At 50.6% G+C, this 26,621-nt stretch carries 46 protein-coding genes and 2 pseudogenes; 7 read left to right on the top strand and 41 right to left on the bottom strand.

The annotated features are described in order from the left end of the window. Positions 1-176: 176 nt before the first annotated feature. A complete protein-coding gene (locus J4728_RS23405) occupies positions 177-329 on the bottom strand; it encodes a hypothetical protein (RefSeq protein ID WP_000795900.1) in 153 nt (50 codons plus the stop codon). A gap of 113 nt (positions 330-442) precedes the next feature. On the opposite strand from J4728_RS23405, the gene J4728_RS23400 reads away from it, so the two are divergent. After that, on the top strand, positions 443-997 hold the full coding sequence (locus J4728_RS23400; protein ID WP_001285631.1) for a gamma carbonic anhydrase family protein: 555 nt from the start codon (positions 443-445) through the stop codon (positions 995-997). On the opposite strand, the gene J4728_RS23395 is transcribed toward J4728_RS23400, so the two are convergent. The 6 genes from J4728_RS23395 to dprA are packed head-to-tail and all read right to left on the bottom strand — an operon-like array spanning position 973 to position 4,765. Next, entirely contained in the window at positions 973-1,230 is a 258-nt protein-coding gene (locus tag J4728_RS23395; protein WP_001070571.1) for a DUF1488 domain-containing protein, read from the bottom strand. The two genes, J4728_RS23400 and J4728_RS23395, sit on opposite strands and share 25 nt — an antisense overlap. Next, on the bottom strand, positions 1,227-2,045 hold the full coding sequence (gene aroE / locus J4728_RS23390; protein WP_000451194.1) for a shikimate dehydrogenase: 819 nt from the start codon (positions 2,043-2,045) through the stop codon (positions 1,227-1,229). The genes J4728_RS23395 and aroE overlap by 4 nt, the downstream gene beginning before the upstream one ends. Before the next feature lie 4 nt (positions 2,046-2,049). Further along, a complete protein-coding gene (tsaC, locus tag J4728_RS23385) occupies positions 2,050-2,622 on the bottom strand; it encodes an L-threonylcarbamoyladenylate synthase type 1 TsaC (RefSeq protein ID WP_039591133.1) in 573 nt (190 codons plus the stop codon). Between the two features lie 4 nt (positions 2,623-2,626). After that, a complete protein-coding gene (locus J4728_RS23380; RefSeq protein WP_001129708.1) occupies positions 2,627-3,169 on the bottom strand; it encodes a type I DNA topoisomerase in 543 nt (180 codons plus the stop codon). 26 nt (positions 3,170-3,195) lie between these two features. After that, positions 3,196-3,669, bottom strand: coding sequence for a DUF494 family protein Smg (gene smg / locus J4728_RS23375; RefSeq protein WP_000460663.1), 474 nt, complete (start codon positions 3,667-3,669; stop codon positions 3,196-3,198). Continuing rightward, on the bottom strand, positions 3,641-4,765 hold the full coding sequence (gene dprA, locus J4728_RS23370) for a DNA-protecting protein DprA (RefSeq protein ID WP_000124527.1): 1,125 nt from the start codon (positions 4,763-4,765) through the stop codon (positions 3,641-3,643). Before dprA ends, smg begins: the two co-directional genes overlap by 29 nt. A gap of 131 nt (positions 4,766-4,896) precedes the next feature. Here dprA and def point away from each other — a divergent pair, with 131 nt between their 5' ends. The 5 genes from def to mscL all read left to right on the top strand — a co-directional run bounded on the left by def (position 4,897) and on the right by mscL (position 9,663). Then, on the top strand, positions 4,897-5,406 hold the full coding sequence (gene def, locus J4728_RS23365) for a peptide deformylase (RefSeq protein WP_208212501.1): 510 nt from the start codon (positions 4,897-4,899) through the stop codon (positions 5,404-5,406). Between the two features lie 15 nt (positions 5,407-5,421). Next, complete coding sequence (gene fmt / locus J4728_RS23360) at positions 5,422-6,369, top strand: methionyl-tRNA formyltransferase (protein ID WP_001285165.1); 948 nt, start codon at positions 5,422-5,424, stop codon at positions 6,367-6,369. A gap of 51 nt (positions 6,370-6,420) precedes the next feature. Continuing rightward, the gene (gene rsmB / locus J4728_RS23355; RefSeq protein WP_208212499.1) at positions 6,421-7,710 is read left to right on the top strand and encodes a 16S rRNA (cytosine(967)-C(5))-methyltransferase RsmB; all 1,290 of its coding nucleotides are present in this window, start codon (positions 6,421-6,423) and stop codon (positions 7,708-7,710) included. Between the two features lie 21 nt (positions 7,711-7,731). Continuing rightward, the gene (gene trkA, locus J4728_RS23350) at positions 7,732-9,108 is read left to right on the top strand and encodes a Trk system potassium transporter TrkA (RefSeq protein ID WP_000691374.1); all 1,377 of its coding nucleotides are present in this window, start codon (positions 7,732-7,734) and stop codon (positions 9,106-9,108) included. Between the two features lie 141 nt (positions 9,109-9,249). After that, complete coding sequence (mscL, locus tag J4728_RS23345) at positions 9,250-9,663, top strand: large-conductance mechanosensitive channel protein MscL (protein WP_000008119.1); 414 nt, start codon at positions 9,250-9,252, stop codon at positions 9,661-9,663. 1 nt (position 9,664) lies between these two features. Here the strand turns inward: mscL and J4728_RS23340 are convergent. The 31 genes and pseudogenes from J4728_RS23340 to rpsJ all read right to left on the bottom strand — a co-directional run. Next, positions 9,665-9,868, bottom strand: a pseudogene (locus J4728_RS23340) (alternative ribosome-rescue factor A); the annotation flags it as partial. 57 nt (positions 9,869-9,925) lie between these two features. Then, positions 9,926-10,351 (bottom strand): Zn(2+)-responsive transcriptional regulator, encoded by a 426-nt coding sequence (gene zntR, locus J4728_RS23335; protein WP_000285585.1) that lies wholly within the window; start codon positions 10,349-10,351, stop codon positions 9,926-9,928. 10 nt (positions 10,352-10,361) lie between these two features. Then, entirely contained in the window at positions 10,362-10,730 is a 369-nt protein-coding gene (locus J4728_RS23330) for a DUF1992 domain-containing protein (RefSeq protein WP_176240179.1), read from the bottom strand. A 107-nt stretch (positions 10,731-10,837) separates the two neighbouring features. Further along, entirely contained in the window at positions 10,838-11,221 is a 384-nt protein-coding gene (gene rplQ / locus J4728_RS23325; RefSeq protein WP_001216370.1) for a 50S ribosomal protein L17, read from the bottom strand. 40 nt (positions 11,222-11,261) lie between these two features. Beyond that, on the bottom strand, positions 11,262-12,251 hold the full coding sequence (locus tag J4728_RS23320) for a DNA-directed RNA polymerase subunit alpha (protein ID WP_001162094.1): 990 nt from the start codon (positions 12,249-12,251) through the stop codon (positions 11,262-11,264). A gap of 25 nt (positions 12,252-12,276) precedes the next feature. Further along, on the bottom strand, positions 12,277-12,897 hold the full coding sequence (rpsD, locus tag J4728_RS23315; protein WP_000135226.1) for a 30S ribosomal protein S4: 621 nt from the start codon (positions 12,895-12,897) through the stop codon (positions 12,277-12,279). A 33-nt stretch (positions 12,898-12,930) separates the two neighbouring features. Next, positions 12,931-13,320, bottom strand: a complete 390-nt coding sequence (gene rpsK / locus J4728_RS23310; RefSeq protein WP_001029758.1) for a 30S ribosomal protein S11 — start codon at positions 13,318-13,320, stop codon at positions 12,931-12,933. A 16-nt stretch (positions 13,321-13,336) separates the two neighbouring features. After that, positions 13,337-13,693, bottom strand: a complete 357-nt coding sequence (rpsM, locus tag J4728_RS23305) for a 30S ribosomal protein S13 (RefSeq protein ID WP_000090780.1) — start codon at positions 13,691-13,693, stop codon at positions 13,337-13,339. 146 nt (positions 13,694-13,839) lie between these two features. Next, entirely contained in the window at positions 13,840-13,956 is a 117-nt protein-coding gene (gene rpmJ / locus J4728_RS23300; protein ID WP_000868187.1) for a 50S ribosomal protein L36, read from the bottom strand. 31 nt (positions 13,957-13,987) lie between these two features. Then, complete coding sequence (gene secY / locus J4728_RS23295; protein WP_001118864.1) at positions 13,988-15,319, bottom strand: preprotein translocase subunit SecY; 1,332 nt, start codon at positions 15,317-15,319, stop codon at positions 13,988-13,990. 7 nt (positions 15,320-15,326) lie between these two features. Then, a complete protein-coding gene (rplO, locus tag J4728_RS23290) occupies positions 15,327-15,761 on the bottom strand; it encodes a 50S ribosomal protein L15 (protein ID WP_001238917.1) in 435 nt (144 codons plus the stop codon). A gap of 3 nt (positions 15,762-15,764) precedes the next feature. Next, positions 15,765-15,944 carry a 50S ribosomal protein L30 gene (rpmD, locus tag J4728_RS23285; protein ID WP_001140434.1) on the bottom strand — a complete coding sequence of 60 codons (180 nt, stop codon included), beginning with the start codon at positions 15,942-15,944 and terminating at the stop codon, positions 15,765-15,767. 3 nt (positions 15,945-15,947) lie between these two features. Beyond that, on the bottom strand, positions 15,948-16,451 hold the full coding sequence (gene rpsE, locus J4728_RS23280; protein WP_000940121.1) for a 30S ribosomal protein S5: 504 nt from the start codon (positions 16,449-16,451) through the stop codon (positions 15,948-15,950). Between the two features lie 14 nt (positions 16,452-16,465). Beyond that, the gene (gene rplR / locus J4728_RS23275; RefSeq protein WP_000358956.1) at positions 16,466-16,819 is read right to left on the bottom strand and encodes a 50S ribosomal protein L18; all 354 of its coding nucleotides are present in this window, start codon (positions 16,817-16,819) and stop codon (positions 16,466-16,468) included. 9 nt (positions 16,820-16,828) lie between these two features. Then, the gene (gene rplF / locus J4728_RS23270; RefSeq protein ID WP_000091939.1) at positions 16,829-17,362 is read right to left on the bottom strand and encodes a 50S ribosomal protein L6; all 534 of its coding nucleotides are present in this window, start codon (positions 17,360-17,362) and stop codon (positions 16,829-16,831) included. A gap of 12 nt (positions 17,363-17,374) precedes the next feature. Beyond that, positions 17,375-17,767 carry a 30S ribosomal protein S8 gene (rpsH, locus tag J4728_RS23265; RefSeq protein ID WP_000062611.1) on the bottom strand — a complete coding sequence of 131 codons (393 nt, stop codon included), beginning with the start codon at positions 17,765-17,767 and terminating at the stop codon, positions 17,375-17,377. Positions 17,768-17,800: 33 nt separating this feature from the next. After that, complete coding sequence (gene rpsN / locus J4728_RS23260) at positions 17,801-18,106, bottom strand: 30S ribosomal protein S14 (protein WP_001118932.1); 306 nt, start codon at positions 18,104-18,106, stop codon at positions 17,801-17,803. Between the two features lie 14 nt (positions 18,107-18,120). After that, a complete protein-coding gene (gene rplE / locus J4728_RS23255; RefSeq protein WP_001096206.1) occupies positions 18,121-18,660 on the bottom strand; it encodes a 50S ribosomal protein L5 in 540 nt (179 codons plus the stop codon). A gap of 14 nt (positions 18,661-18,674) precedes the next feature. Beyond that, positions 18,675-18,989, bottom strand: coding sequence for a 50S ribosomal protein L24 (rplX, locus tag J4728_RS23250; protein WP_000729185.1), 315 nt, complete (start codon positions 18,987-18,989; stop codon positions 18,675-18,677). A gap of 10 nt (positions 18,990-18,999) precedes the next feature. Further along, positions 19,000-19,371, bottom strand: a complete 372-nt coding sequence (gene rplN / locus J4728_RS23245) for a 50S ribosomal protein L14 (RefSeq protein ID WP_000613954.1) — start codon at positions 19,369-19,371, stop codon at positions 19,000-19,002. 163 nt (positions 19,372-19,534) lie between these two features. Further along, entirely contained in the window at positions 19,535-19,789 is a 255-nt protein-coding gene (rpsQ, locus tag J4728_RS23240) for a 30S ribosomal protein S17 (protein ID WP_000130101.1), read from the bottom strand. After that, entirely contained in the window at positions 19,789-19,980 is a 192-nt protein-coding gene (gene rpmC, locus J4728_RS23235; RefSeq protein ID WP_000644742.1) for a 50S ribosomal protein L29, read from the bottom strand. Before rpmC ends, rpsQ begins: the two co-directional genes overlap by 1 nt. Then, the gene (gene rplP / locus J4728_RS23230; protein ID WP_000941208.1) at positions 19,980-20,390 is read right to left on the bottom strand and encodes a 50S ribosomal protein L16; all 411 of its coding nucleotides are present in this window, start codon (positions 20,388-20,390) and stop codon (positions 19,980-19,982) included. Before rplP ends, rpmC begins: the two co-directional genes overlap by 1 nt. Positions 20,391-20,402: 12 nt before the next feature. Beyond that, positions 20,403-21,104, bottom strand: a complete 702-nt coding sequence (gene rpsC / locus J4728_RS23225; protein WP_000529945.1) for a 30S ribosomal protein S3 — start codon at positions 21,102-21,104, stop codon at positions 20,403-20,405. Between the two features lie 17 nt (positions 21,105-21,121). After that, a complete protein-coding gene (gene rplV, locus J4728_RS23220) occupies positions 21,122-21,454 on the bottom strand; it encodes a 50S ribosomal protein L22 (RefSeq protein ID WP_000447529.1) in 333 nt (110 codons plus the stop codon). 14 nt (positions 21,455-21,468) lie between these two features. Then, the gene (gene rpsS / locus J4728_RS23215; protein ID WP_001138115.1) at positions 21,469-21,747 is read right to left on the bottom strand and encodes a 30S ribosomal protein S19; all 279 of its coding nucleotides are present in this window, start codon (positions 21,745-21,747) and stop codon (positions 21,469-21,471) included. A gap of 16 nt (positions 21,748-21,763) precedes the next feature. Continuing rightward, on the bottom strand, positions 21,764-22,585 hold the full coding sequence (gene rplB, locus J4728_RS23210) for a 50S ribosomal protein L2 (RefSeq protein WP_000301869.1): 822 nt from the start codon (positions 22,583-22,585) through the stop codon (positions 21,764-21,766). A 17-nt stretch (positions 22,586-22,602) separates the two neighbouring features. Next, complete coding sequence (gene rplW, locus J4728_RS23205) at positions 22,603-22,905, bottom strand: 50S ribosomal protein L23 (protein WP_000617546.1); 303 nt, start codon at positions 22,903-22,905, stop codon at positions 22,603-22,605. Next, positions 22,902-23,507, bottom strand: coding sequence for a 50S ribosomal protein L4 (rplD, locus tag J4728_RS23200; RefSeq protein ID WP_000424395.1), 606 nt, complete (start codon positions 23,505-23,507; stop codon positions 22,902-22,904). Before rplD ends, rplW begins: the two co-directional genes overlap by 4 nt. Positions 23,508-23,517: 10 nt before the next feature. After that, positions 23,518-24,147 (bottom strand): 50S ribosomal protein L3, encoded by a 630-nt coding sequence (gene rplC / locus J4728_RS23195; RefSeq protein ID WP_000579838.1) that lies wholly within the window; start codon positions 24,145-24,147, stop codon positions 23,518-23,520. 32 nt (positions 24,148-24,179) lie between these two features. Further along, on the bottom strand, positions 24,180-24,491 hold the full coding sequence (rpsJ, locus tag J4728_RS23190) for a 30S ribosomal protein S10 (protein ID WP_001181005.1): 312 nt from the start codon (positions 24,489-24,491) through the stop codon (positions 24,180-24,182). Positions 24,492-24,870: 379 nt separating this feature from the next. On the opposite strand from rpsJ, the gene hopD reads away from it, so the two are divergent. Then, positions 24,871-25,338 carry a prepilin peptidase gene (hopD, locus tag J4728_RS23185; protein ID WP_000495848.1) on the top strand — a complete coding sequence of 156 codons (468 nt, stop codon included), beginning with the start codon at positions 24,871-24,873 and terminating at the stop codon, positions 25,336-25,338. Here the strand turns inward: hopD and bfr are convergent. From bfr to tuf, 3 genes and pseudogenes are all read right to left on the bottom strand, one after another. Beyond that, positions 25,335-25,811: a bacterioferritin gene (gene bfr, locus J4728_RS23180; protein ID WP_000675530.1), complete on the bottom strand. Its 477-nt coding sequence runs from the start codon at positions 25,809-25,811 to the stop codon at positions 25,335-25,337. The two genes, hopD and bfr, sit on opposite strands and share 4 nt — an antisense overlap. A gap of 72 nt (positions 25,812-25,883) precedes the next feature. Continuing rightward, the gene (gene bfd, locus J4728_RS23175) at positions 25,884-26,078 is read right to left on the bottom strand and encodes a bacterioferritin-associated ferredoxin (RefSeq protein ID WP_000289082.1); all 195 of its coding nucleotides are present in this window, start codon (positions 26,076-26,078) and stop codon (positions 25,884-25,886) included. Between the two features lie 184 nt (positions 26,079-26,262). After that, positions 26,263-26,621: pseudogene (tuf, locus tag J4728_RS23170) on the bottom strand (elongation factor Tu); the annotation flags it as partial.

The raw sequence follows: 26,621 nt of genomic DNA, 5'->3' as shown, positions 1-26,621 counted from the left end.
AATGAATTACGTGTTCACTCTTGAGACTTGGTATTCATTTTTCGTCCGAGGACGTTAAGAATCCGTATCTTCGAGTGCCCACACAGATTGTCTGATAAATTGTTAAAGAGCAGGTGCGACGCGGCTTTCAGCTCACCGTCGCGAGGTGGCGTATATTACGCTTTCCTCTTTCAGAGTCAACCCTGAATTTCAGGATTTTTCTCTTCAACCGGCCGGCTGTTTGTGTGAAGTGATTCACATCCGCCGTGTCGATGGAGGCGCATTATAGGGATCCCATTTTTTTGCACAAGCGTTTTTTGGATCTTTTTTTCTGTTTGTTGATTTTTCATCCCTTTCGCTCCATTCCTGCGCAAAGTGGCGATTTTTTGATGCTATCTCCCCTTGCACAACGCCGTTAAAGCAACCAAAGTCTTCATGACTATTCATTTATGATGAGGTAGACATGTCTGACACATTACGTCCTTATAAGGATCTTTTTCCTGAAATCGGTCAGCGCGTGATGATCGATACCAGCAGCGTGGTTATTGGCGATGTCCGTCTGGCGGATGATATCGGGATCTGGCCGCTTGTGGTGATTCGCGGCGATGTGAATTACGTTGCGATAGGGGCTCGTACGAACATTCAGGATGGCAGCGTTCTTCACGTAACCCACAAGTCTTCATCCAATCCACACGGCAACCCATTAATCATTGGCGAAGATGTTACCGTTGGCCATAAAGTTATGCTGCACGGCTGTACCATCGGTAACCGCGTACTGGTCGGTATGGGCTCCATTGTGTTGGATGGCGCGATAATAGAAGATGACGTAATGATTGGCGCGGGAAGCCTGGTGCCGCAGCACAAACGGCTGGAAAGCGGCTATTTATATCTTGGCAGTCCGGTAAAACAGATCCGCCCCTTGAGCGATGCTGAGAGATCGGGCCTGCAGTACTCCGCCAATAACTATGTAAAGTGGAAAGACGACTATCTTTCTCAGGATAACCATATCCAACCGTGATCATCTTCCTGCTGGGCCAGGATTAATGCTTCCGCCTCTTCTTCCAGGTCCCAGCGATACTCACGAAAAATGGCCAGCCATTGCTCCGCTGTTTCTCCACCAAAGCGATACGCCAGTACATCTTTTTTTATTGCACACGTGAGTTGCATCCCATTAACCAGGGCGGGAAAGATGATAGCACTGGCGGCAGTATCCCATTCTTCGCGGTCAGGAAATTGTATGGCCTGGTTCACGCTAATAATTCCTGCTGTAGCAGCTCAATCACTGGCTCGACCTGCGGTAATACACCGTGCCAAAGCAAAACGGCATGTGCAGCCTGCCCCACCAGCATTCCCAGCCCATCTGCGTAGCGTTTTGCGCCCTGTTGTACACACCAGGAGAGAAATGGCGTATTCCCTTTTTGATAGAACATGTCATAGCAACAGAGGGAAGGGTGAATAAGTGACGCCGGAATCGCCGGGATTTCGCCCCGTATGCCGCTGGAGGTCGCATTAATAATCAGGTCAAACTCACAACCATCCAGCTTGTCCATATCCGTGGCATGAACGCTGCCGGTATGAGCAAAGATTTTCGCCAACGCTTCGGCACGTGAAGCTGTACGGTTAGTGATAGTGACCGCGCAATCCAAAGAAAGCAGGGGTAACAGCACGCCCCGGGATGCGCCGCCCGCGCCAATCAGCAAAATACGCAATCCTGGGCGGATAAAATTTAAACGTTCGAGATCGCTTAATAAACCGATACCGTCAGTATTGTCGCCAAGCAAACGACCATCTTCCAGCCGTTTTAATGTATTGACGGCTCCCGCCAGCGATGCTCGTTCCGTTAACTCATCCGAACGCGCAAACGCCTCCTCTTTAAAAGGTACTGTGATGTTTGCGCCTTTTCCCCCTGCCGCGAAAAAGGCATCAAGCGTATTAATGAAATTATTAATAGGGGCCAGCACGCGACCATAGGGGTGAACAATATCTAGCTGCTGAGCAAATTGCTGATGAATAAATGGCGATTTGCTGTGCGCAATCGGATTTCCAAAAACAGCATAGGTTTCCATCATATTACCCCTGTCGAAACAGTTCGCCCGTCAGAGCATCGCGAATTTCTGAAGGATTTAAACGCCCACCCGTTGCGCCTTCAACCACCGGAAAATCATCGCCAAATTGCGCACGCACCTCTTCAATGGTACGACATGGCGGTAATCCGCTCAGATTGGCGCTGGTGGAAACCAGCGGTTTGCCATACGCATTGCATAGCGCGACCACCAGCGGGTGGTTGGTAACACGAACGGCCAGGGAATCAAAACGTCCCGTGAGCCACCGCGGCGTTGTCGCGGGCGCAGGAAAAACAAACGTTACCGGCCCGGGCCAGCAATCAAATACTGCTTTACGCTGTGCGGCGGTAAGTATGCTGTCATCAATATAAGGTTTTAACTGCTCAAAGCTGGCGGCAATCAAAATGAGTCCCTTATCGACGGGCCGTTGTTTTAACGCCAACAGGCGCGTAACGGCTGTTTCACTATCGGGATCGCAGCCGACGCCGAAAACGGCTTCTGTTGGATAAGCGATGACATTTTCTTTATTCAGGAGATCTACCGCTGCGGCGATAGATCCTGTTGGCAGGTTATTATTCACTTGTTTATTCCACCGGAACCGGCTTTCCACATTGTTTACTGGCGCAAAAGCGCTTCACGCCCTGCGCGGTTTTCTTTTCGATGAGTAGCGGATAATGGCACTCGGGGCATTCCCCCGCAACCGGCGTGAAGTTAATGACGAACTGACATTCCGGGTAGCGATCGCAGGAATGAAAGATTTTTCCGTAACGAGAACGGCGCTGGACCAAATGTCCTTGCTGGCAGGCTGGACAGGCAATCGCCGTTTCATCCGGTTTATCAATAACCACTGTATGTTCACATTGCGGATACTGACTGCATCCGATGAACATGCCAAAGCGCCCCTGACGCAGCACCAGTACGGCGCCACACTCAGGACACAGTTGCCCCTCCAGAATTTTAACGATATGCCCGTCCGCCTGACTTTTCAGCGGACGAACATAATCGCATTCCGGATAGCGAGAACAGCCGAGAAACGGACCATGTTTCCCGGAACGAATTACCAGTTCGGCCCCGCACTGCGGGCAGGGCTCATTTTTACGCACAGAAAACAGTGCTGATTTAGCCATATTCACTCATGCAGCATTAACACCTATCAATGCAGCATACCTTCATTTACCTCAAAGAGTAATTCTTCCATTTGCTGATAGGCGTTTTCACAGCCCGGAATGTTGAATAACACCATCAAAATAACCCATTTCAAGTCTTCCAGGTCAAACTCTGCGGTATCCAGCGCCAGCACACGCTCAATCACCATTTCTCGTGTTTCGAGGTTTAGCACCTGAATCTGCTCAAGGAATAACAGGAACCCCCGGCAACTGGCATCAAGCCTTTCACACTCTTCAACCGTATAAATGCGCATTGAAAGAGGGTCGGAAGCAAGTTGCATGGGTTCCGCGAGGCCATCCTGATAGTCAGCGAGTTTTTCCAGCCACAGCAGCGCATTGTAGATGTCTTCGCGATCAAACCCAGCGTCGGTGAGATCACGCTCCAGTCTGTCCTGATCCACGCGCAGCTCGGCTTCGTTATGGATGTATGTTTCAAACAAATACATTAGTACGTCGAACATGGCTTGCCCTCCTTAATCGGACATAGCCGCCGGGTACAGCTGCGATCCATCCTGCTAACTCCAGTTCGAGTAGCTGAGCCACTACCGCTGGCACAGGTTGGCCGGCACGTTCAGCGACGACGTCAACAGGTGTTACCTCATCTCCTACGTTAGCCAGGAGCTCAGGAAATGGCAATGCCGCCTCATCCTGATTTAGTGAATAAAGTGAATTTTCCGCCGTAGTTGGCAACCAGTGTAAGCCGTATTGCAAATTTTCCAGAATATCCTCCGGCGTCGTCACAAGCGTGGCCCCTTGTTTAATTAACCAGTGCGTGCCTTCGCTTCCCGGACTACCGATAGGACCTGGTAATGCAAAAACGTCCCGCCCCTGTTCAAGCGCGCAGCGCGCCGTCACCAACGAACCGCTGCGCAACGCCGCCTCAATCACCAGTACGCCTTTGCTCAGTCCGCTGATGATACGGTTTCTGCGAGGAAAATTTTGCGGTAGCGGAGGCGTTGAAAGCGGAAATTCTGAGACCACTGCGCCGCCGGCGGCAATCAAGTTTTCAGCCAGCATGGCATGTCGGCGAGGATAAATCTTTGCCAAGCCATTCCCTAACACCGCTACACTTTTTCCCCCCATACTCACCGCGGCGTTGTGTGCTACGCCATCAATTCCCCGGGCAAGGCCGCTGGTGATCGTCAAACCGCTTTTCGCAAGGCTTTCGCAAAGCAGACGTCCCCAGCGTTCTCCATACCAGGAGTGGCTCCGGCTTCCTACGACGGCAAGTTGGCAGGTATGCAGACAGGCAGGATCGCCGTCAATAAAAATAGCGCCGGGATAATCGTCAATAGCACGCAGCTGGGGAGGATAAATTTCACTATCCGCACACAGAAAATGGTGCTGCGGTAGTTCAAGCCAGCGTAATGTCTCATCAAGCACACCTGCTGGAAGCTGTAAAAAACGTTCAGCTTGCCGCGCAGTAAGACCAGCCTCCTGAAGGTGCGTGCGATTTATCTGAGGCTGGCGAATAAGCGAATTCGCCATGTTCAACATCGCCTCGCCATAAAGGTCGCCGACGTACATTAAACGTAACCAAATTTCGGTACGGGCCATCCTTTCCCTCCCCTGCCACAAGCAGTCTGAACAATCTTTGCGATTGGTCACTGATGCTGTCAATCAGGTGGGGATTTGTCTAGAATAGAGGTAATAATCTTTTCAACTCCTGAACACAACTCTGGATAATTATGTCAGTTTTTCAAGTGTTACATATTCCGGACGAGCGCCTTCGCAAAGTCGCAAAGCCGGTTGAAGAAGTGAATGCAGAAATTCAGCGTATCGTCGATGATATGTTCGAAACGATGTACGCGGAAGAAGGTATCGGTCTGGCCGCAACGCAGGTCGATATCCACCAGCGGATCATCGTGATTGACGTTTCGGAAAACCGCGACGAGCGCCTGGTACTCATTAACCCGGAATTGCTGGAGAAAAGTGGCGAAACGGGTATAGAAGAAGGCTGTCTGTCGATTCCGGAACAACGCGCTTTAGTGCCGCGCGCCGAGAAAGTGAAAATCCGCGCGCTGGATCGCGACGGCAACCCGTTTGAGCTTGAAGCGGATGGTTTGCTGGCAATCTGCATTCAGCATGAGATGGATCACCTGGTCGGTAAACTGTTTATCGATTATTTGTCGCCGCTGAAGCAACAACGTATTCGTCAGAAAGTAGAAAAACTCGACCGCCTGAACGCCCGGGCTTAAAGGACAAGAACCAACGTGTCAGATTCACTACGTATTATTTTTGCGGGTACACCTGACTTTGCAGCGCGTCATCTCGACGCGCTGTTAACTTCTGGACATAACGTTGTCGGCGTATTTACCCAACCCGATCGTCCAGCAGGTCGCGGCAAAAAGTTGATGCCCAGCCCGGTAAAAGTGCTGGCGGAAGAAAAAGGCCTGCCCGTTTTCCAGCCCGTGTCGCTTCGTCCTCAGGAAAACCAGCATCTGGTGGCTGACTTACATGCCGACGTCATGGTTGTCGTAGCATATGGTCTGATTCTCCCAAAGGCAGTGCTGGATATGCCCCGTCTCGGATGTATCAACGTTCACGGTTCGCTGCTTCCACGCTGGCGCGGCGCGGCGCCTATTCAGCGCTCACTCTGGGCAGGCGATGCGGAAACCGGCGTCACAATTATGCAGATGGATGTAGGGCTGGATACCGGCGACATGCTGTATAAACTTGCGTGCCCGATTACCGCAGAAGATACCAGTGGCTCACTGTATAATAAGTTGGCTGAACTTGGCCCGCAGGGGTTAATTACCACACTAAAACAACTGGCGGACGGCACAGCGACGCCTGAAGCGCAGAATGAAGCGCTGGTCACTCATGCGGAAAAGCTCAGTAAAGAAGAAGCGCGTATTGACTGGTCTCTCTCCGCAGCACAGCTGGAGCGTTGCATTCGCGCCTTTAATCCGTGGCCAATGAGCTGGCTGGAAATCGACGGCCAGCCGGTAAAAGTCTGGCAGGCGTCCGTCATTGAGGACGCCACGCAGTCGCTGCCGGGAACCATTCTGGCCGCGACGAAACAGGGCATTCAGGTTGCAACAGGCAAGGGGATATTAAATTTGCTTTCGCTTCAGCCTGCCGGCAAAAAAGCGATGAGCGCCCAGGATCTGTTAAATTCACGCCGGGAATGGTTTATTCCTGGTAACCGTCTTGCCTGACGGTCACGTCTTTATAAGCCCGGTGTTACCGGGCATTTTTATTTTATACATATGAAAAAACAAAACAATTTACGTAGTCTGGCAGCACAGGCCGTTGAACAGGTCGTCGAGCAGGGACAATCATTAAGTAATGTGCTCCCGCCGCTGCAACAAAAAGTCGCCGATAAAGACAAAGCGCTACTTCAGGAGCTGTGCTTTGGCGTACTGCGCACCCTTTCACAGCTGGAATGGCTGATCAATAAGCTGATGTCTCGTCCAATGACCGGCAAGCAGCGTACAGTGCATTACTTAATTATGGTCGGTTTTTATCAGTTGCTGTACACCCGCGTTCCTCCCCATGCGGCACTGGCTGAAACCGTTGAAGGCGCGGTCTCCATTAAACGTCCGCAGTTGAAAGGGTTAATTAATGGCGTCCTGCGCCAGTTCCAGCGCCAGCAGGAAACGTTGCTTAATGAGTTTGCGACCAGCGATGCGCGCTTTTTACATCCCGGTTGGCTGGTAAAGCGTTTGCAAAATGCTTACCCCACACAGTGGCAACGCATTATTGATGCGAATAACCAGCGTCCGCCTATGTGGCTACGTGTAAATCGTACACACCACACCCGCGACGGTTGGCTTGGCTTACTTGAAGACGCAGGCATGAAGGGATATCCGCATCCCGATTATCCCGACGCTGTACGTCTGGAAACGCCAGCTCCGGTACATGCTTTACCCGGTTTTGCTGAGGGTTGGGTAACTGTCCAGGATGCCTCTGCGCAGGGATGTGCGGTTTTTCTCGCTCCTCAGAACGGTGAGCACATTTTAGACTTGTGCGCCGCGCCCGGCGGTAAAACCACGCATATTCTCGAAGTGGCCCCTGAAGCAGACGTGTTGGCAGTTGATATTGATGAACAACGACTCTCCCGCGTTTACGACAACCTAAAGCGTCTTGGGATGAAAGCGACAGTTAAACAAGGGGATGGACGTTATCCCTCCCAATGGTGCGGCGAGCAGCAGTTTGACCGTATTCTGCTGGATGCGCCCTGCTCCGCAACCGGCGTCATTCGCCGTCATCCAGATATCAAATGGCTGCGTCGCGATCGCGATATCGCGGAACTGGCGCAATTACAGGCGGAAATTCTTGATGCCGTCTGGCCGCGCCTGAAGCCCGGCGGGACGCTGGTTTACGCCACCTGTTCCGTACTGCCGGAAGAAAACCGCGATCAGATCAAAACCTTTTTACAACGCACTCCCGATGCCGCGCTCAGCGAAACGGGAACACCTGATCAGCCAGGACAACAGAATCTGCCGGGCGGCGAAGAAGGTGATGGGTTCTTTTACGCTAAGCTAATCAAGAAGTGATGAGATAACGGGCCACGACTGATGAAAATTATCATACTGGGCGCAGGGCAAGTTGGCGGAACACTGGCGGAAAACCTGGTCGGCGAAAACAACGACATCACGGTGGTTGATACCAACGGCGAACGGTTACGCAGTTTGCAAGATAAGTTCGATCTACGCGTAGTTCAGGGGCATGGTTCGCATCCCCGCGTGTTGCGCGAAGCGGGCGCTGACGATGCGGATATGCTGGTCGCTGTCACCAGTTCAGATGAAACTAATATGGTTGCCTGCCAGGTAGCCTATTCACTCTTCAACACTCCAAACCGTATCGCCCGCATTCGCTCCCCGGACTATGTTCGCGATGCGGATAAACTCTTTCATTCTGAAGCGGTTCCGATTGATCATCTGATCGCGCCGGAGCAGTTGGTTATCGATAATATTTATCGCCTGATCGAGTATCCGGGAGCATTACAGGTTGTAAACTTTGCCGAAGGGAAAGTCAGTCTGGCAGTAGTTAAAGCCTACTATGGCGGTCCACTAATAGGTAACGCGCTCTCGACAATGCGAGAGCATATGCCGCATATCGATACCCGCGTTGCCGCAATTTTCCGCCATGACAGACCAATCCGTCCTCAGGGCTCGACTATCGTGGAAGCAGGGGATGAAGTCTTCTTTATTGCGGCTTCACAGCATATCCGTGCAGTAATGAGCGAATTACAGCGTCTGGAAAAACCCTACAAGCGCATCATGCTGGTGGGCGGCGGCAATATCGGCGCCGGGCTGGCAAGGCGTCTGGAAAAAGACTATAGCGTTAAATTGATCGAACGCGATCAACAACGCGCCGCAGAATTGGCTGAGAAACTGCAAAACACGATCGTCTTTTTTGGCGACGCTTCCGATCAGGAATTGCTGGCGGAGGAGCATATTGATCAGGTCGATCTCTTTATCGCGGTCACTAACGATGATGAAGCCAATATCATGTCCGCGATGTTGGCTAAGCGGATGGGCGCCAAGAAAGTGATGGTGTTGATCCAACGTCGCGCTTATGTCGATCTTGTGCAGGGTAGCGTTATAGATATTGCGATTTCTCCGCAGCAGGCCACCATCTCTGCATTACTGAGCCATGTGCGTAAAGCGGATATCGTCGGCGTTTCCTCACTACGTCGCGGGGTTGCCGAAGCCATCGAAGCCGTCGCGCACGGCGATGAAAGCACTTCCCGCGTGGTTGGCCGCGTCATTGACGAAATTAAACTGCCGCCAGGCACCATTATTGGCGCGGTGGTTCGCGGTAATGATGTCATGATCGCTAATGACAATTTGCGCATTGAACAAGGCGATCACGTCATTATGTTTTTGACCGATAAAAAGTTTATTACCGACGTCGAACGTCTGTTCCAGCCAAGTCCTTTCTTCCTCTAATTTAAGGGGCGCTCATTCAGCGCCCTTTTTAATTCCCTTTATTTATCAAGGTTTAATTTATTTCGCTAAACAGAAGCCGTAAATGGAAAATGCCTTAGCATTTGTTAAACTTATAACGTCAGCTGCATAGGGAGAATAAAAATGAGTTTTATTAAAGAATTTCGCGAATTCGCGATGCGCGGGAATGTTGTGGATTTGGCAGTGGGTGTCATTATTGGCGCGGCATTCGGTAAGATTGTTTCTTCACTGGTTGCCGATATCATTATGCCGCCGTTGGGATTGTTAATCGGCGGGATCGACTTTAAACAATTTGCTTTTACGTTACGCGAAGCGCAGGGAGATATTCCGGCGGTCGTCATGCATTACGGCGTGTTTATCCAAAACGTATTTGATTTTGTGATTGTGGCCTTTGCTATCTTTGTTGCCATTAAGCTTATCAACAGACTCAACCGTAAAAAAGCAGAAGAGCCGGCAGCTCCGCCAGCGCCTTCTAAAGAGGAAGTGTTATTGGGCGAAATCCGCGATCTGCTGAAAGAACAAAATAACCGTTCTTAATAAGCAGAAGGCCAGTGGTAAAAAAGTCACTTACTTTCTTGCCACTGGCCTCCCAGTTCCCTCGATTACCGTGTTTACCTTTACGCAGATAACTTCCTTTGCCTTTCTTATTTTTTTCAACGCGTTGCCTGAAAAGGGGATCGTGCAGTAATGCCTCAATGGCATTGTCCTTTATCTGCCCTTTCTTATGTTGATAACGACTCATAATGTCTCCCGATTGTATAAATTAACGGCGCGAGTGTAGCCCCGCCGGTTCAATAAATCAACATCCTGATTTCGCTCCACTGGCCCCCTGTTCCAGGGCTTCCAGAATGGAACAATAGACGCTACTGTGGGCCGTTCCGCAACAAGCATCATTAAGCCTTTGTAACGAACGCTGCATCGTTTGCAGTTCCGCAATCCTGGCTTCAACCTCCTGCAATCGCTCTTGCACAATACTTTTTGACTCCTGACAGGTATGGTGCTCAGGATCAATTCGGATCGATAAAAGCTCGCGGATCGAGTCGAGCGTGAAACCCAACTGTCGCGCATAACGAATAAACTTGAGACGCTGCAGATCGTTTTCGGTATATAGACGAAACCCGCCTTCAGTACGTACCTCATGATCCATCATCTGCTGTTTTTCATAGTAGCGAATGGTATCAGGCGTTACGTCTGCCAGCTTTGCCAGCTCACCAATGCGATACATACAAGCTCCGTTAATTATCGTTGATTTTATGCAGCAGTTTTTCTGCATACTCACCGTGTAAAAAGTCGGTACTCAACCCAGCCTGCCGAAGTTTTAGTTCAAGCAGCGAGAGCAGGCGACTAACCTGATGGTATCGAGGGTCATCTTCCCGGATACTGTTGAGGATATCAAGTAACTGAATAGCATCTCTGCGCTGCTCCAGTTCAGGGGGAAGACAGCCCGCATTCTTGAGTAAGCGATAACCCGCACGAAGTTCCGCCGGCACATGAGAATCATCATCCAGAATAAGCGGCTCGCCACGGCCAGGCAAATTATCAAACTCGCCTTTACGCTGTGCCTCGATAATATGACGCTCTGCCCACTGGTCAAGTAACCACATACGTCGCTCCAGGGATTGAACGAAAAGAATACAATTATTGTAGATATGTGGGGTTCAGGAGGGTATAAAAAAACCCGCCGAAGCGGGTTTTTTTACGTTACTACAGATTACTCTGCAGCAGCTTCTGTTTTCTCTGAACGATCAACCAGCTCGATGTATGCCATCGGCGCGTTGTCGCCTGCACGGAAGCCACACTTCAGAATGCGAGTGTAACCACCGGCGCGGCTCGCGAAACGCGGGCCCAGCTCGTTAAACAGTTTTGCCACGATCTCGTTATCACGAGTACGGGCGAATGCCAGACGACGATTAGCAACGCTATCAGTCTTGGCAAGAGTAATCAGCGGCTCAACTACGCGACGCAGCTCTTTCGCTTTAGGCAGGGTCGTCTTGATGATTTCATGACGAACCAGTGAACCTGCCATGTTGCGGAACATAGCCTGGCGATGGCTGCTGTTGCGGTTCAGTTGACGACCACTCTTACGATGGCGCATGACCTTATCCTTCTCAGTAAAACCTTAACCTGTGATCCGGTTACTCGTCAGCGATGCTTGCCGGTGGCCAGTTTTCCAGGCGCATACCCAGAGACAGTCCACGGGAAGCCAGCACGTCTTTAATCTCGGTAAGAGATTTTTTACCCAGGTTAGGCGTCTTAAGAAGCTCAACCTCGGTACGCTGTACCAGATCACCGATATAGTGGATAGCTTCTGCCTTGAGGCAGTTAGCAGAGCGGACAGTCAATTCCAGATCGTCAACAGGGCGCAGCAGGATCGGATCGAATTCTGGTTTCTCTTCTTTCACTTCCGGTTGACGTACATCACGTAAATCAACGAAAGCTTCCAGTTGTTCAGCCAGGATGGTTGCCGCACGACGAATCGCCTCTTCAGGATCGATTGTGCCGTTGGTTTCCATTTCGATGACCAGCTTGTCCAGGTCGGTACGCTGTTCTACACGCGCTGCTTCAACATTGTAGGCAATACGCTCTACAGGGCTGTAGCAGGCGTCGACCAGCAGACGGCCGATTGGGCGCTCATCTTCTTCCGAATGAATTCGGGTAGAAGCCGGCACATAACCACGACCGCGCTGAACTTTGATACGCATACTAATAGACGCGTTTTCATCGGTCAGGTGGCAGATCACGTGCTGCGGCTTGACGATTTCGACATCCCCATCATGGGTGATATCGGCTGCAGTCACAGGGCCAATGCCAGATTTATTCAAGGTAAGAATAACTTCATCTTTACCCTGAACTCTCACCGCCAGCCCTTTCAGGTTGAGCAGGATTTCCAGGATGTCTTCCTGAACGCCTTCTTTGGTGCTGTACTCATGTAGTACACCATCAATCTCAACCTCGGTCACCGCGCAACCCGGCATCGATGAGAGCAGAATACGGCGCAGTGCGTTACCCAGAGTATGGCCGAAGCCACGCTCTAAAGGCTCAAGGGTCACCTTGGCGTGCGTCGAACTCACTTGCTCGATATCTACCAGGCGCGGTTTTAGAAACTCTGTCACAGAACCCTGCATTGTGTCCTCTCTTTGGTACTAAGCTTTACTTGGAGTAAAGCTCGACGATCAGGTGTTCGTTAATGTCCGCAGACAGATCAGAACGCTCAGGCTTACGCTTGTACGTACCTTCCATCTTGCCAGCATCAACTTCCAGCCAGGTTGGCTTTTCACGCTGCTCAGCCAGCTCCAGAGCGGCTTTCACGCGAGACTGCTTCTTCGCTTTCTCACGAATGCTAACAACGTCATTCGGACTAACCTGATAAGAAGCGATGTTAACAACACGACCGTTTACCATAATTGCTTTATGGCTAACCAGCTGACGTGCTTCTGCACGAGTGGCGCCGAAGCCCATACGGTATACAACGTTGTCCAGACGACCTTCCAGCAGAGCCAACAGGTTTTCACCGGTGTTGCCTTTCAGACGTGCTGCTTCTTTGTAGTAGTTACGGAACTGACGCTCCAGCACACCGTAAATGCGGCGAACTTTTTGCTTTTCACGCAACTGCACACCATAGTCAGACAGACGCGGCTTACGCGCACCGTGCTGGCCAGGAGCTTGTTCAATTTTACACTTGGTATCGATCGCGCGAACGCCAGACTTAAGGAATAAGTCGGTGCCCTCACGACGGCTCAGCTTGAGCTTAGGACCCAAATATCTTGCCATTTTCTTTCTCCAACTAACCTGGAAAACGAAGCGTTATACGCGACGTTTTTTCGGCGGACGACAACCGTTATGAGGGATCGGAGTCACATCAGTAATATTAGTGATGCGGAAACCAGCGGCGTTCAGAGCACGAATAGTAGATTCGCGGCCTGGACCCGGACCTTTAACCATAACTTCCAGATTCTTGATACCGTATTCTTTCACGGCGTCAGCGCAACGCTCTGCTGCAACCTGAGCTGCAAACGGAGTGGATTTGCGAGAACCACGGAAACCGGAACCACCGGCTGTTGCCCAACCCAGCGCATTACCCTGACGATCGGTAATAGTCACGATGGTGTTGTTGAAAGAAGCATGGATATGAGCCACGCCGTCAGAGACTTGTTTTCTTACACGTTTACGTGCGCGAACTGGTGCCTTTGCCATTATTCAATCACCCCGATTATTTCTTGATCGGTTTGCGCGGACCCTTACGGGTACGAGCGTTGGTCTTGGTACGCTGACCGCGAACCGGGAGACCACGACGATGACGCAAACCGCGATAGCAACCAAGATCCATCAGGCGCTTGATGCTCATGCTGATTTCACGGCGCAGATCACCTTCAACGACAAATTTGGCAACTTCGTCACGCAGCGTGTCGATTTGTTCTTCAGACAGCTCACTGATCTTAACATTTTCAGCGATACCCGCTGCAGCCAGGATGGCTTTAGAACGGGTCTTGCCGACACCGTAGATCGAAGTTAACGCGATCACGGCGTGTTTCTGATCAGGAATGTTAATGCCTGCTATACGGGCCACTATGCACTCCTACTATTTAATATGTACGTACCATGCTGAAAAGCCCGTTTTCAGGATACTCAAATGGAAACGTACAGACATACAAAAGATTGGCTGGCTAATCTAGCCAGCTCAACCCAACTTTGCAAGAAAAATATGCGAAAAAATCAGCCTTGGCGCTGTTTATGCTTCGGCTCGGCACTGCAAATCACACGGATGACACCATCACGCTTAACGATTTTGCAGTTACGGCATAATTTCTTGACGGAAGCACGAACTTTCATTTTTACTCTCCGTAACTTCTCAGGCGACCAATTAACGGCCGTAGCCTTTCAGGTTCGCCTTCTTCAATGCAGACTCATACTGACTGGACATCATCAGAGTTTGCACTTGAGCCATAAAGTCCATAATCACGACAACAACGATAAGCAGTGAGGTCCCACCGAAGTAGAACGGCACTTTCATTGCATCACGCATGAACTCCGGGATCAGGCAGATAAAGGTAATATACAGCGCACCAACCAGGGTCAGGCGGGTCATTACTTTATCGATATACTTCGCCGTTTGCTCTCCCGGACGAATTCCTGGTACAAATGCACCGGACTTCTTCAGGTTATCTGCTGTTTCACGCGGGTTGAAAACCAACGCCGTGTAGAAGAAACAGAAGAAGATGATTGCAGACGCATAGAGTAACACATAAAGCGGTTGCCCAGGCTGCAAATACAGCGAAATTGTTGTCAGCCAGTTCCAACCAGTACCGCCCCCGAACCATGACGCGATGGTCGCCGGGAACAGAATAATACTGGAAGCGAAGATTGCCGGGATTACCCCCGCCATATTCACTTTCAGCGGTAAATGTGTGCTCTGTGCAGCATAGACACGACGACCTTGCTGACGTTTGGCGTAGTTTACCACAATACGGCGTTGACCACGTTCAACGAATACTACAAAGAACGTCACTGCAAATACTAATACTGCAACCAACAGCAACACGAGGAAGTGCAGGTCGCCTTGACGCGCTTGCTCGATAGTATGGGCAATGGCTGGCGGGAGTCCCGCAACGATACCAGCGAAGATGATGATTGAGATACCGTTACCGATACCGCGCTCAGTAATCTGTTCGCCGAGCCACATCAGGAACATGGTTCCTGTAACCAGACTTACAACAGCGGTGAAATAGAATGCAAAGCCTGGATTCATCACCAGGCCCTGCATACCAGGCATATTCGGCAAACCGGTAGCAATACCGATCGACTGGAATATCGCCAGCACCAGAGTACCGTAACGGGTGTACTGGCTGATCTTACGACGACCAGACTCCCCTTCTTTCTTAATTTCTGCCAGCGTTGGATGAACCACCGTCAACAGCTGGATAATGATCGACGCCGAAATATACGGCATGATCCCCAGGGCAAAGATAGAAGCACGGCTGAGAGCACCACCAGAGAACATGTTAAACATTTCAATGATGGTGCCTCGCTGTTGCTCAAGCAGTTTGGCAAGTACAGCGGCATCAATACCAGGGATCGGAATAAAAGAGCCAATACGGAACACAATCAGCGCGCCGATAACAAACAGCAGTCTGCGTTTCAGCTCACCTAAGCCACCTTTGGCACTTTGAAAATCTAATCCCGGTTGTTTAGCCATCTGCTACTTATTCCTCGATTTTACCGCCAGCAGCTTCGATAGCAGCACGAGCGCCTTTAGTAACACGCAGGCCACGAACAGTTACCGGAGTAGTGACTTCGCCAGCCAGGATCACTTTCGCGAACTCGATCTGGATACCGATAATGTTTGCCGCTTTCAGCGTGTTCAGGTCTACAACGCCGCCTTCTACTTTCGCCAGGTCAGACAGACGAACTTCGGCTGTAATCGCTGCTTTGCGAGAAGTGAAGCCGAATTTCGGCAGACGACGGTACAGAGGCATCTGACCACCCTCGAAACCGCGACGTACGCCACCGCCAGAACGAGACTTCTGACCTTTGTGACCACGACCACCGGTTTTACCGAGGCCAGAACCGATACCACGACCCAGGCGTTTACCCGCCTTTTTGGAGCCTTCGGCCGGAGACAGAGTATTTAAACGCATCTCTTACTCCTCAACTTTAACCATGAAGGAAACCGCGTTGACCATACCACGAACAGCAGGAGTATCCTCGCGCTCTACGGTGTGGCCAATACGACGCAGACCCAGGCCAAGCAGCGTTGCCTTGTGTTTCGGCAGACGACCGATTGCACTGCGGGTTTGAGTAATTTTAATAGTCTTTGCCATGGTTTATTTCCCCAGAATTTCTTCAACGGATTTACCACGCTTGGCAGCGACCATTTCTGGAGAATTCATATTTTCCAGGCCATCAATAGTTGCACGAACCACGTTGATCGGGTTGGTGGAACCGTATGCTTTAGCCAGAACGTTATGAACCCCAGCAACTTCCAGAACGGCGCGCATTGCACCACCGGCGATGATACCGGTACCTTCGGAAGCTGGCTGCATGAATACACGAGACCCCGTGTGAACACCTTTAACCGGGTGCTGCAGGGTGCCGTTGTTCAGCGCGACGTTAATCATATTGCGACGGGCTTTTTCCATCGCTTTCTGGATCGCTGCTGGAACTTCACGCGCTTTACCGTAACCAAAACCTACGCGACCGTTACCATCGCCTACTACAGTCAGAGCTGTGAAGGAGAAAATACGACCACCTTTAACGGTTTTAGATACGCGGTTTACCGCGATCAGCTTTTCCTGCAGTTCGCCAGCTTGTTTTTCGATGTGAGCCATCTTACACCTCTACCTTAGAACTGAAGGCCAGCTTCACGGGCAGCATCTGCCAGTGCCTGGACACGACCATGATATTGGAACCCGGAACGGTCAAAGGACACATCTTTGATGCCTTTTTCCAGAGCGCGTTCAGCGACAGCTTTACCCACAGCTGCAGCCGCGTCTTTGTTACCGGTGTACTTCAGTTGTTCAGCGATAGCTTTTTCTACAGTAGAAGCAGCTACCAGAACTTCAGAACCGTTCGGTGCAATTACCTGTGCGTAAATATGACGCGGGGTACGATGTACCACCAGGCGAGTTGCGCCCAGCTCTTTGAGCTTGCGGCGTGCGCGGGTCGCACGACGGATACGAGCAGATTTCTTATCCATAGTGTTACCTTACTTCTTCTTAGCCTCTTTGGTACGCACGACTTCGTCGGCGTAACGAACACCCTTGCCTTTGTAAGGCTCAGGACGACGGTAGGCGCGCAGATCTGCTGCAACCTGACCGATCACCTGCTTATCAGCGCCTTTCAGCACGATTTCAGTTTGAGTCGGACATTCAGCAGTAATACCTGCCGGCAGCTGATGGTCAACCGGGTGAGAGAAACCTAAAGACAGGTTTACTACATTCCCTTTAACCGCTGCACGATAACCTACACCAACCAGCTGCAGCTTCTTAGTGAAGCCTTCGGTAACACCGATAACCATTGAGTTCAGCAGGGCACGCGCGGTACCAGCCTGTGCCCAACCGTCTGCGTAACCATCACGCGGACCGAAGGTCAGTGCATTATCTGCATGTTTAACTTCAACAGCATCGTTGAGAGTACGAGTCAGCTCGCCGTTTTTACCTTTGATCGTAATAACCTGACCGTTGATTTTGACATCAACGCCGGCAGGAACAACGACCGGTGCTTTAGCAACACGAGACATTTTTTCCTCCGATTAGGCTACGTAGCAGATAATTTCGCCACCAAGACCAGCCTGGCGCGCTGCACGATCAGTCATAACACCTTTAGAGGTAGAAACAACTGCGATACCCAGACCGGCCATAACTTTCGGCAGCTCATCTTTACGTTTGTAGATGCGCAGACCTGGGCGGCTGACACGCTGAATGCTTTCTACAACAGCTTTACCCTGGAAATACTTAAGAGTCAGTTCCAGTTCCGGCTTGGTGTCGCCTTCAACTTTAAAATCTTCAATAAAACCTTCTTCCTTCAGCACGTTGGCAATTGCCACTTTCAGCTTGGAGGAAGGCATGGTGACCGCAGCTTTGTTCGCGGCCTGACCGTTACGGATACGGGTCAGCATATCCGCGATCGGATCTTGCATGCTCATCTGTCTTTACTCCCGTGATTCAATTGGTGACAATTACCAGCTAGCCTTTTTCAGACCCGGAATTTCACCGCGCATAGCGGCTTCACGGACCTTAATACGGCTCAACCCGAACTTCCGCAGGAAAGCGTGCGGACGACCAGTTTGACGGCAGCGGTTACGCTGACGTGACGGGCTGGAATCACGCGGCAGAGTCTGCAGCTTAAGAACCGCATTCCAACGATCTTCGTCGGTTGCGTTCACATCAGAGATGATCGCTTTCAGTTCAGCGCGTTTCGCGAAGTATTTATCAGCTAAAGCTACGCGTTTTACTTCGCGTGCTTTCATTGATTGCTTAGCCATTTAGTAACCCTACCTTACTTGCGGAACGGGAAGTCAAAGGCAGCCAGCAGAGCACGGCCTTCTTCGTCAGATTTCGCAGTAGTGGTAATGGTAATATCCAAACCACGAACGCGGTCGACTTTATCGTAGTCGATTTCTGGGAAGATGATCTGCTCACGGACACCCATGCTGTAGTTACCACGACCGTCGAATGACTTAGCGGACAAGCCACGGAAGTCACGGATACGAGGAACAGCAATAGTGATCAGGCGCTCAAAGAACTCCCACATGCGTTCGCCACGCAGAGTTACTTTACAGCCGATCGGATAGCCCTGACGGATTTTGAAGCCTGCAACAGATTTGCGTGCTTTGGTGATCAACGGTTTTTGACCGGAGATTGCTGTCAGGTCTGCTGCTGCGTTATCCAGCAGTTTCTTGTCAGCGATCGCTTCACCAACACCCATGTTCAGGGTGATCTTCTCGACCCGAGGGACTTGCATGACAGAATTGTAGTTAAACTCAGTCATGAGTTTGTTAACTACTTCGTCTTTGTAGTAATCATGCAGTTTCGCCATCGTACTACTCCAAATTACTTGATAGTTTCGCTGTTAGACTTGAAGAAACGGACTTTTTTGCCGTCTTCGAATCTAAAGCCTACACGGTCAGCCTTGCCGGTTGCCGCATTGAAGATTGCAACGTTAGAAACCTGAATTGCAGCTTCTTTTTCAACGATGCCGCCCGGTTGGTTCAGAGCCGGAACCGGCTTCTGGTGTTTCTTAACCAGGTTGATACCTTCAACAATGACCTTGCCGGAAGACAGGACATTCTTAACTTTACCGCGTTTACCTTTATCTTTACCGGTTAACACGATAACTTCGTCATCACGACGGATTTTCGCTGCCATGATTCGCTCCTTAGAGTACTTCTGGTGCCAGAGAGATAATTTTCATGAACTTCTCGTTACGAAGTTCACGAGTTACCGGCCCAAAAATACGCGTACCGATAGGCTGCTCGCTGTTATTGTTTAAAATAACGCATGCATTACCATCGAAGCGAATGACAGAACCGTCCGGGCGACGAACACCCTTCTTGGTGCGCACCACTACCGCCTTCAGCACATCACCTTTTTTGACCTTACCACGCGGAATCGCTTCTTTGATGGTGATCTTAATGATGTCGCCTACGCCTGCGTAGCGACGGTGCGAGCCACCCAGAACCTTGATACACATTACGCGACGTGCACCGGAGTTGTCGGCGACGTTCAGCATAGTCTGTTCTTGGATCATTTTAGTGCTCCGCTAATGTCAACTACTACTGAGACCCGAAAATCAGGTCGTTAAAAAAACCCCATATCGAGGGCGCGGCATTATAACACCGCAAATCAGATATGGGTAGAAAAAATAAACGGCCCATCGCTGAGCCGTTTATTCGTTGAGAATGCGTACTGTATTACAGAACCGCTTTCTCTACAACGCGAACCAGAGTCCAGGATTTGGTCTTGGACAGCGGACGGCATTCGCGGATTTCAACCACGTCGCCGATACCGCATTCGTTGTTCTCGTCATGTACGTGCATTTTGGTCGTACGCTTGATGAATTTACCGTAGATCGGGTGTTTCACAAAACGTTCGATAGCAACAACAATGGATTTCTCCATTTTGTCGCTAACCACGCGACCTTGCAGAGTACGGATTTTATCGGTCATTACGCACCCGCCTTCTCAGTCAGTAAAGTCTTAACGCGTGCGACATCACGACGCACTTGCTTCAACAGGTGAGACTGTTGCAGCTGGCCACTTGCAGCCTGCATACGCAGGTTGAACTGCTCACGCAGCAGGTTCAGTAGCTCGGTGTTCAGCTCTTCAACGCTCTTCTCACGCAGCTCTTTTGCTTTCATTACATCACCGTCTTAGTTACAAAGGTGGTTTTAATCGGCAGTTTCGCTGCTGCCAGCTTGAATGCTTCACGGGCCAGCTCTTCCGGTACGCCGTCCATTTCATACAGGACTTTACCCGGCTGAATCAAGGCAACCCAATACTCCACGTTACCTTTACCTTTACCCATACGCACTGCCAGCGGCTTTTCAGTGATCGGTTTGTCCGGGAATACACGGATCCAGATCTTACCTTGACGCTTAACTGCACGGGTCATAGCACGACGTGCTGCTTCGATCTGACGGGCAGTCAGACGACCACGGCCAACAGCTTTCAGGCCGAAGCTGCCGAAGCTAACATCCGCGCCTGCAGCCAGACCACGGTTGCGGCCTTTGTGCATTTTACGGAATTTTGTACGCTTTGGTTGTAACATCAGCGACGCTCCTTATTTACGGCCTTTACGCTGCTGCTTTTTCGGTTGAGCAGCCGGTTTTTCCGGTTGTTCAACAGCAGCCATACCACCCAGGATCTCGCCTTTGAAGATCCACACTTTAACGCCGATTACACCATAAGTGGTGTGCGCTTCAGAGGTGTTGTAGTCGATGTCAGCACGCAGAGTGTGCAGCGGTACGCGACCTTCGCGGTACCATTCGGTACGTGCGATTTCCGCGCCGCCCAGACGGCCGCTAACTTCAACTTTGATACCTTTAGCGCCCAGACGCATGGCGTTCTGTACAGCACGCTTCATCGCACGACGGAACATAACGCGACGTTCCAGCTGAGAAGTGATGCTGTCAGCAACCAGTTTAGCGTCCAGTTCAGGTTTACGAACTTCGGCGATGTTGATCTGTGCAGGAACGCCAGCGATATCCGCTACGACCTTACGCAGTTTTTCTACGTCTTCACCTTTTTTACCGATAACGATACCCGGGCGAGCGGTGTGAATAGTCACACGGATGCTCTTAGCCGGACGCTCGATAACGATACGAGATACAGACGCTTTAGCCAGTTCCTTCGTCAGGTACTGACGTACTTTAAAATCGCTGTCCAGGTTGTCAGCGAATTCTTTGGTGTTCGCAAACCAGGTAGAGTTCCATGGTTTTACAATACCCAGGCGAATACCATTAGGATGTACTTTCTGACCCATTGCTAGTCTCCAGAGTCTCAGCGATCGGACACAACCACAGTGATGTGGCTGGTGCGCTTCAGGATGCGATCTGCACGACCTTTTGCACGCGGCATAATGCGCTTCATGCTCGGGCCTTCGTCTACGAAAATTTTCGTAACTTTCAGATCGTCAATGTCAGCGCCATCGTTGTGTTCAGCGTTAGCAATGGCAGATTCCAGAACTTTCTTGACCAGTACAGCCGCTTTCTTGTTGGTGTAGGTCAGAATATCCAGAGCCTGCGACACTTTCTTACCGCGAATCAGGTCAGCAACAAGGCGAACCTTCTGAGCAGAAGAACGAGCATGGCGATGTTTAGCGATAGTTTCCATCTCTTCCTCCTACCTTATTTCTTCTTCGCTTTTTTATCAGCAGCGTGGCCGCGATAAGTACGAGTCGGTGCGAATTCACCCAGTTTGTGACCGACCATTTCGTCGGAAACAAATACCGGAACGTGCTGACGACCATTATGGACAGCGATGGTCAAACCGATCATGTTAGGAAAGATCGTTGAACGACGGGACCAAGTGCGCAGGGGCTTCTTGTCTCCGCTTTCCACCGCTTTCTCTACCTTCTTCAGCAAGTGCAGGTCAATAAAAGGACCTTTCTTGAGAGAACGTGGCATGGCTTATCCTCTAAAATTATTTGCTACGGCGACGTACGATGAATTTATCAGTACGCTTGTTGCTGCGGGTCTTCTTACCTTTGGTCTGAACGCCCCACGGAGTTACCGGGTGCTTACCAAAGTTACGACCTTCACCACCACCATGTGGGTGGTCTACTGGGTTCATCGCAGTACCGCGAACGGTAGGACGAACGCCACGCCAGCGTGCAGCACCTGCTTTACCCAGAACGCGCAGCATATGCTCAGCATTGCCAACTTCGCCCAGGGTTGCACGGCAGTCTGCTTCGACTTTACGCATTTCACCAGAACGCAGACGCAGGGTGACATAAGCGCCATCGCGAGCAACGATCTGAACGTAAGTACCAGCGGAACGTGCCAGCTGACCGCCTTTACCTGGTTTCATTTCTACGTTATGAACGGTAGAACCAACCGGGATATTGCGCATCGGCAGGGTGTTGCCTGCTTTGATTGCAGCATCAACGCCAGACTGAATCTGGTCGCCAGCTTTCAGGCCTTTCGGGGCCAGGATGTAACGGCGTTCGCCGTCTTTGTACAGAACCAGCGCGATGTTCGCGGAACGGTTCGGATCGTACTCAAGACGTTCAACAACTGCCGGGATACCGTCTTTGTTGCGTTTGAAGTCAACAATACGATAAGCCTGTTTGTGACCACCACCGATATGACGAGTGGTGATACGGCCATTGTTGTTACGACCACCGGATTTGCTGTTTTTTTCAACCAGCGGAGCAAAAGGTTTGCCCTTGTGCAGCTCTGGGTTGACCACTTTAACGACGTGGCGACGACCCGGAGATGTCGGTTTACATTTAACAACTGCCATTGTATTACTCCTCCGACTTACTCAGCGCCGCCGACGAAGTCCAGATTCTGGCCTTCTTTCAGGGTGACGTAAGCTTTTTTCCAGTCGCTACGACGACCGATACGCTGTCCGTGACGTTTAACTTTCCCTTTAACGACCAGGGTGTTAACGACTTCGACTTCGACTTCAAACAGTTTCTGCACAGCAGCTTTGATTTCTGCTTTGGTCGCGTCTTTAGCAACTTTGAGAACGATGGTGTTGGTTTTTTCCATCGCAGTAGACGCTTTTTCAGAAACGTGCGGTGCGCGCAGCACCTTCAGCAGACGTTCTTCACGAATCATGCCAGCATCTCCTCAACTTGCTTAACAGCATCAGCAGTCATTACGACTTTGTCGAAGGCGATCAGGCTAACCGGGTCGATACCAGTCGCATCGCGTACGTCAACCTTGTGCAGGTTACGTGCGGCCAGGAACAGGTTCTCGTCCAGCTCACCGGTGATGATCAGCACATCTTCCAGAGCCATGTCTTTCAGTTTCTGTGCCAGCAGCTTAGTTTTCGGCGCTTCTACAGAGAACTTCTCGACAACGATCAGACGATCCTGACGTACCAGTTCGGACAGGATGCTTTTCAGCGCGCCGCGGTACATCTTCTTGTTAACTTTTTGACTGTGGTCCTGCGGACGAGCAGCGAAGGTCACGCCACCGGAACGCCAGATCGGGCTCTTGATAGAACCTGAACGCGCACGGCCAGTGCCTTTCTGGCGCCACGGTTTTTTACCGGAACCAGTTACTTCAGCACGAGTCTTCTGAGCACGAGTACCCTGACGAGCACCAGCTGCATAAGCAACAACAACCTGGTGAACCAGCGCTTCGTTGAAATCACGACCGAAGGTAGTTTCGGAAACAGTCAGCGCGCTCTGCGCGTCTTTCAATACTAATTCCATTGCTATCCCCTTACGCCTTCACAGCTGGTTTAACGATCAGGTCGCAACCGGTTGCACCCGGAACACCACCCTTAACCAGCAGCAGGTTGCGCTCAGCGTCAACGCGTACTACGTCAAGGCTCTGAACGGTTACGCGCTCATTACCCATCTGACCTGCCATTTTCTTGCCTTTGAACACTTTGCCCGGAGTCTGGTTCTGACCGATAGAACCCGGAACGCGGTGAGACAAGGAGTTACCGTGAGTAGCGTCCTGGGTACGGAAGTTCCAGCGCTTAACGGTACCAGCGAAACCTTTACCTTTAGAGGTACCGGTTACGTCAACTTTTTTAACGTCAGCAAACAGTTCAACGCTGATGCTCTGACCTACGGTGTATTCTTCGCCTTCAGCCAGACGGAATTCCCACAGACCACGGCCAGCTTCTACGCCAGCTTTAGCAAAGTGACCCGCTTCCGGCTTGGTGACACGGTTAGCTTTTTTAGCACCCGTAGTAACCTGAACAGCGCGGTAGCCATCGTTAGCCAGGTCTTTAACCTGAGTAACACGGTTTGCTTCAACTTCGATTACGGTTACTGGGATAGAGACGCCATCTTCAGTGAAGATGCGGGTCATACCCACTTTTTTACCGACTAAACCAATCATTGTATCAACCTCTCAATCGCTCGATGACCTGATTAACCCAGGCTGATCTGCACGTCTACACCGGCAGCCAGGTCCAGACGCATCAGAGCATCAACGGTTTTCTCGGTTGGCTCAACGATGTCAACCAGACGCTTGTGAGTGCGAATTTCGTACTGATCGCGCGCATCTTTGTTAACGTGCGGAGAGATCAGAACGGTAAAGCGCTCTTTGCGGGTCGGCAGCGGGATCGGACCGCGAACCTGCGCACCAGTGCGCTTGGCAGTCTCGACGATTTCCGCGGTTGATTGATCGATCAGACGATGATCAAACGCTTTCAGGCGGATACGGATTCTTTGGTTCTGCATGAGACCAGAGCTCCAATTATTTTATAAACGAAAATGATTACTCCTCACACCCATTACGATTGATGGGAGAGTGTAACCGTTCTTACGTAGCTCCCCGATTGGGAGCATTGTTAAATAGCCAAATCGGCTATTCGAGGTTCAAATCGAACCTGCCGTCAATTACGACAAGCCCGCGCATTATACGTAAATCTCAGCCTGACGCAAGTGTCGGATAGAAATTAAGCGCTTTATTCTTATGCGAACATGATTCCAGATGGTACGCATGGGATGGCAACGCGCATCTTTTCTTTGGAAGGCATCAGGCAAACCTGGCAATACGTCGTTGTCGCTGTCGCATAAATCTATAAAGGTGAGCACAAGCCTTGACGAGGATTTGCTTATGTTTGTTGCCCTCCCCTTTCTCATTTTTTATGCGTCGTTCTCTTTATTACTTGGCATATACGACGCGCGTACCGGTCTGTTGCCTGACCGGTTTACCTGTCCATTACTGTGGGGTGGTTTGCTTTATCACCAGATTTGCCTGCCGGAGCGTTTACCGGATGCGCTTTGGGGTGCTATCGCCGGCTATGGCGGATTCGCGTTAATTTACTGGGGCTATCGCCTGCGTTATCAGAAAGAGGGGCTTGGATATGGCGACGTCAAGTACCTCGCTGCCTTAGGGGCGTGGCATTGTTGGGAAACACTGCCGTTACTGGTTTTCCTTGCCGCTATGTTGGCCTGTGGCGGGTTTGGCGTCGCGCTACTGGTGAGAGGTAAATCGGCATTAATAAACCCGCTACCTTTTGGGCCATGGCTGGCGGTGGCGGGTTTCATAACAGGTTGGAAAGTTTTCTTTCCAGACGGTTAATCGGTAACCTTAATTTGTGATTGCAGATAATTTTGCATACCAAGTTTGGCAATCAAATCCAGCTCAGTTTCCAGCCAGTCGATGTGGCCTTCCTCGTCGGCAAGAATTTCAATCATCATATCCCGGCTGACATAATCATGAACGCTATCGGCATAGGCTATTGCCTCACGTAGATCTTTTGCGCCTTCCAGTTCGAGTCGGAGATCCGATCGTAGCATCTCTTCGACATCTTCACCGATGCCCAGCTTGCCCAGATCCTGTAGGTTCGGTATGCCTTCCAGAAATAAAATACGCTCAATATACTTATCGGCGTGTTTCATCTCATCAATGGATTCATGGTACTCAACATCATTAAGCCGGGTCAGGCCCCAGTTTTTGAACATACGGGCATGAAGAAAATACTGATTAATTGCGACAAGCTCATTTCCCAATAGTTTATTGAGATAATTTATGATTTTAACATCACCTTTCATTTTATAGTCCCTCCGCTTCCACTCTCTAGAGCGTAGATGGGGCTACAGGGATGTCAAAAAAAAGAGTGTGACTCAGGCGATCTCTTTAAATTCCGGCATTTGCGTTAACTCATCCTGCATCACTTCTCGCGCGGCGCGAATACACTTACCACATTGATTTCCCACAGGAATAAATTTACGCAACTGTTGAAATGACTGTGGATGAAATTGTCGTACAGCCTGGCGGATTTTTTTATCGCTTATACCATTACACAAACAAACGTACATGATCGCTCCCGTTCAATTTCCGCACAAAGTGTAAATGAGAATGGTTATGATTACAATAGCACAAAGCGATTTACGCCACGGGAGAAGCGTTAAAAAAGGCAAATAAATATAACAGCGGCTAAATAGCAGGCAACAAAAAGGGCGCCGAAGCGCCCTCTTCAATTCAAAACTAATTAACGAGTAATTAGCCCAGAACTTTAGCAACAACGCCCGCGCCAACGGTACGGCCGCCTTCACGGATTGCGAAACGCAGACCGTCGTCCATCGCGATCGGGTGGATCAGGGTAACAACCATTTTGATGTTGTCGCCCGGCATTACCATCTCTACGCCTTCCGGCAGTTCGATGGTACCAGTCACGTCAGTAGTACGGAAGTAGAACTGCGGACGGTAGCCTTTGAAGAACGGAGTGTGACGACCGCCTTCATCTTTGGACAGAATGTACACTTCAGATTCGAACTTGGTGTGCGGCTTGATGGTGCCCGGCTTAGCCAGTACCTGACCACGTTCGATTTCTTCACGTTTGATACCACGCAGCAGAACAC

It is taken from the genome of Salmonella sp. 32070601201500089SM (genome assembly GCF_017573605.1).
Lineage (GTDB): Bacteria > Pseudomonadota > Gammaproteobacteria > Enterobacterales > Enterobacteriaceae > Salmonella > Salmonella enterica.
Note: the sequence above shows the minus strand (reverse complement) of the source record. Positions and strands in the feature narration are given on the sequence as shown.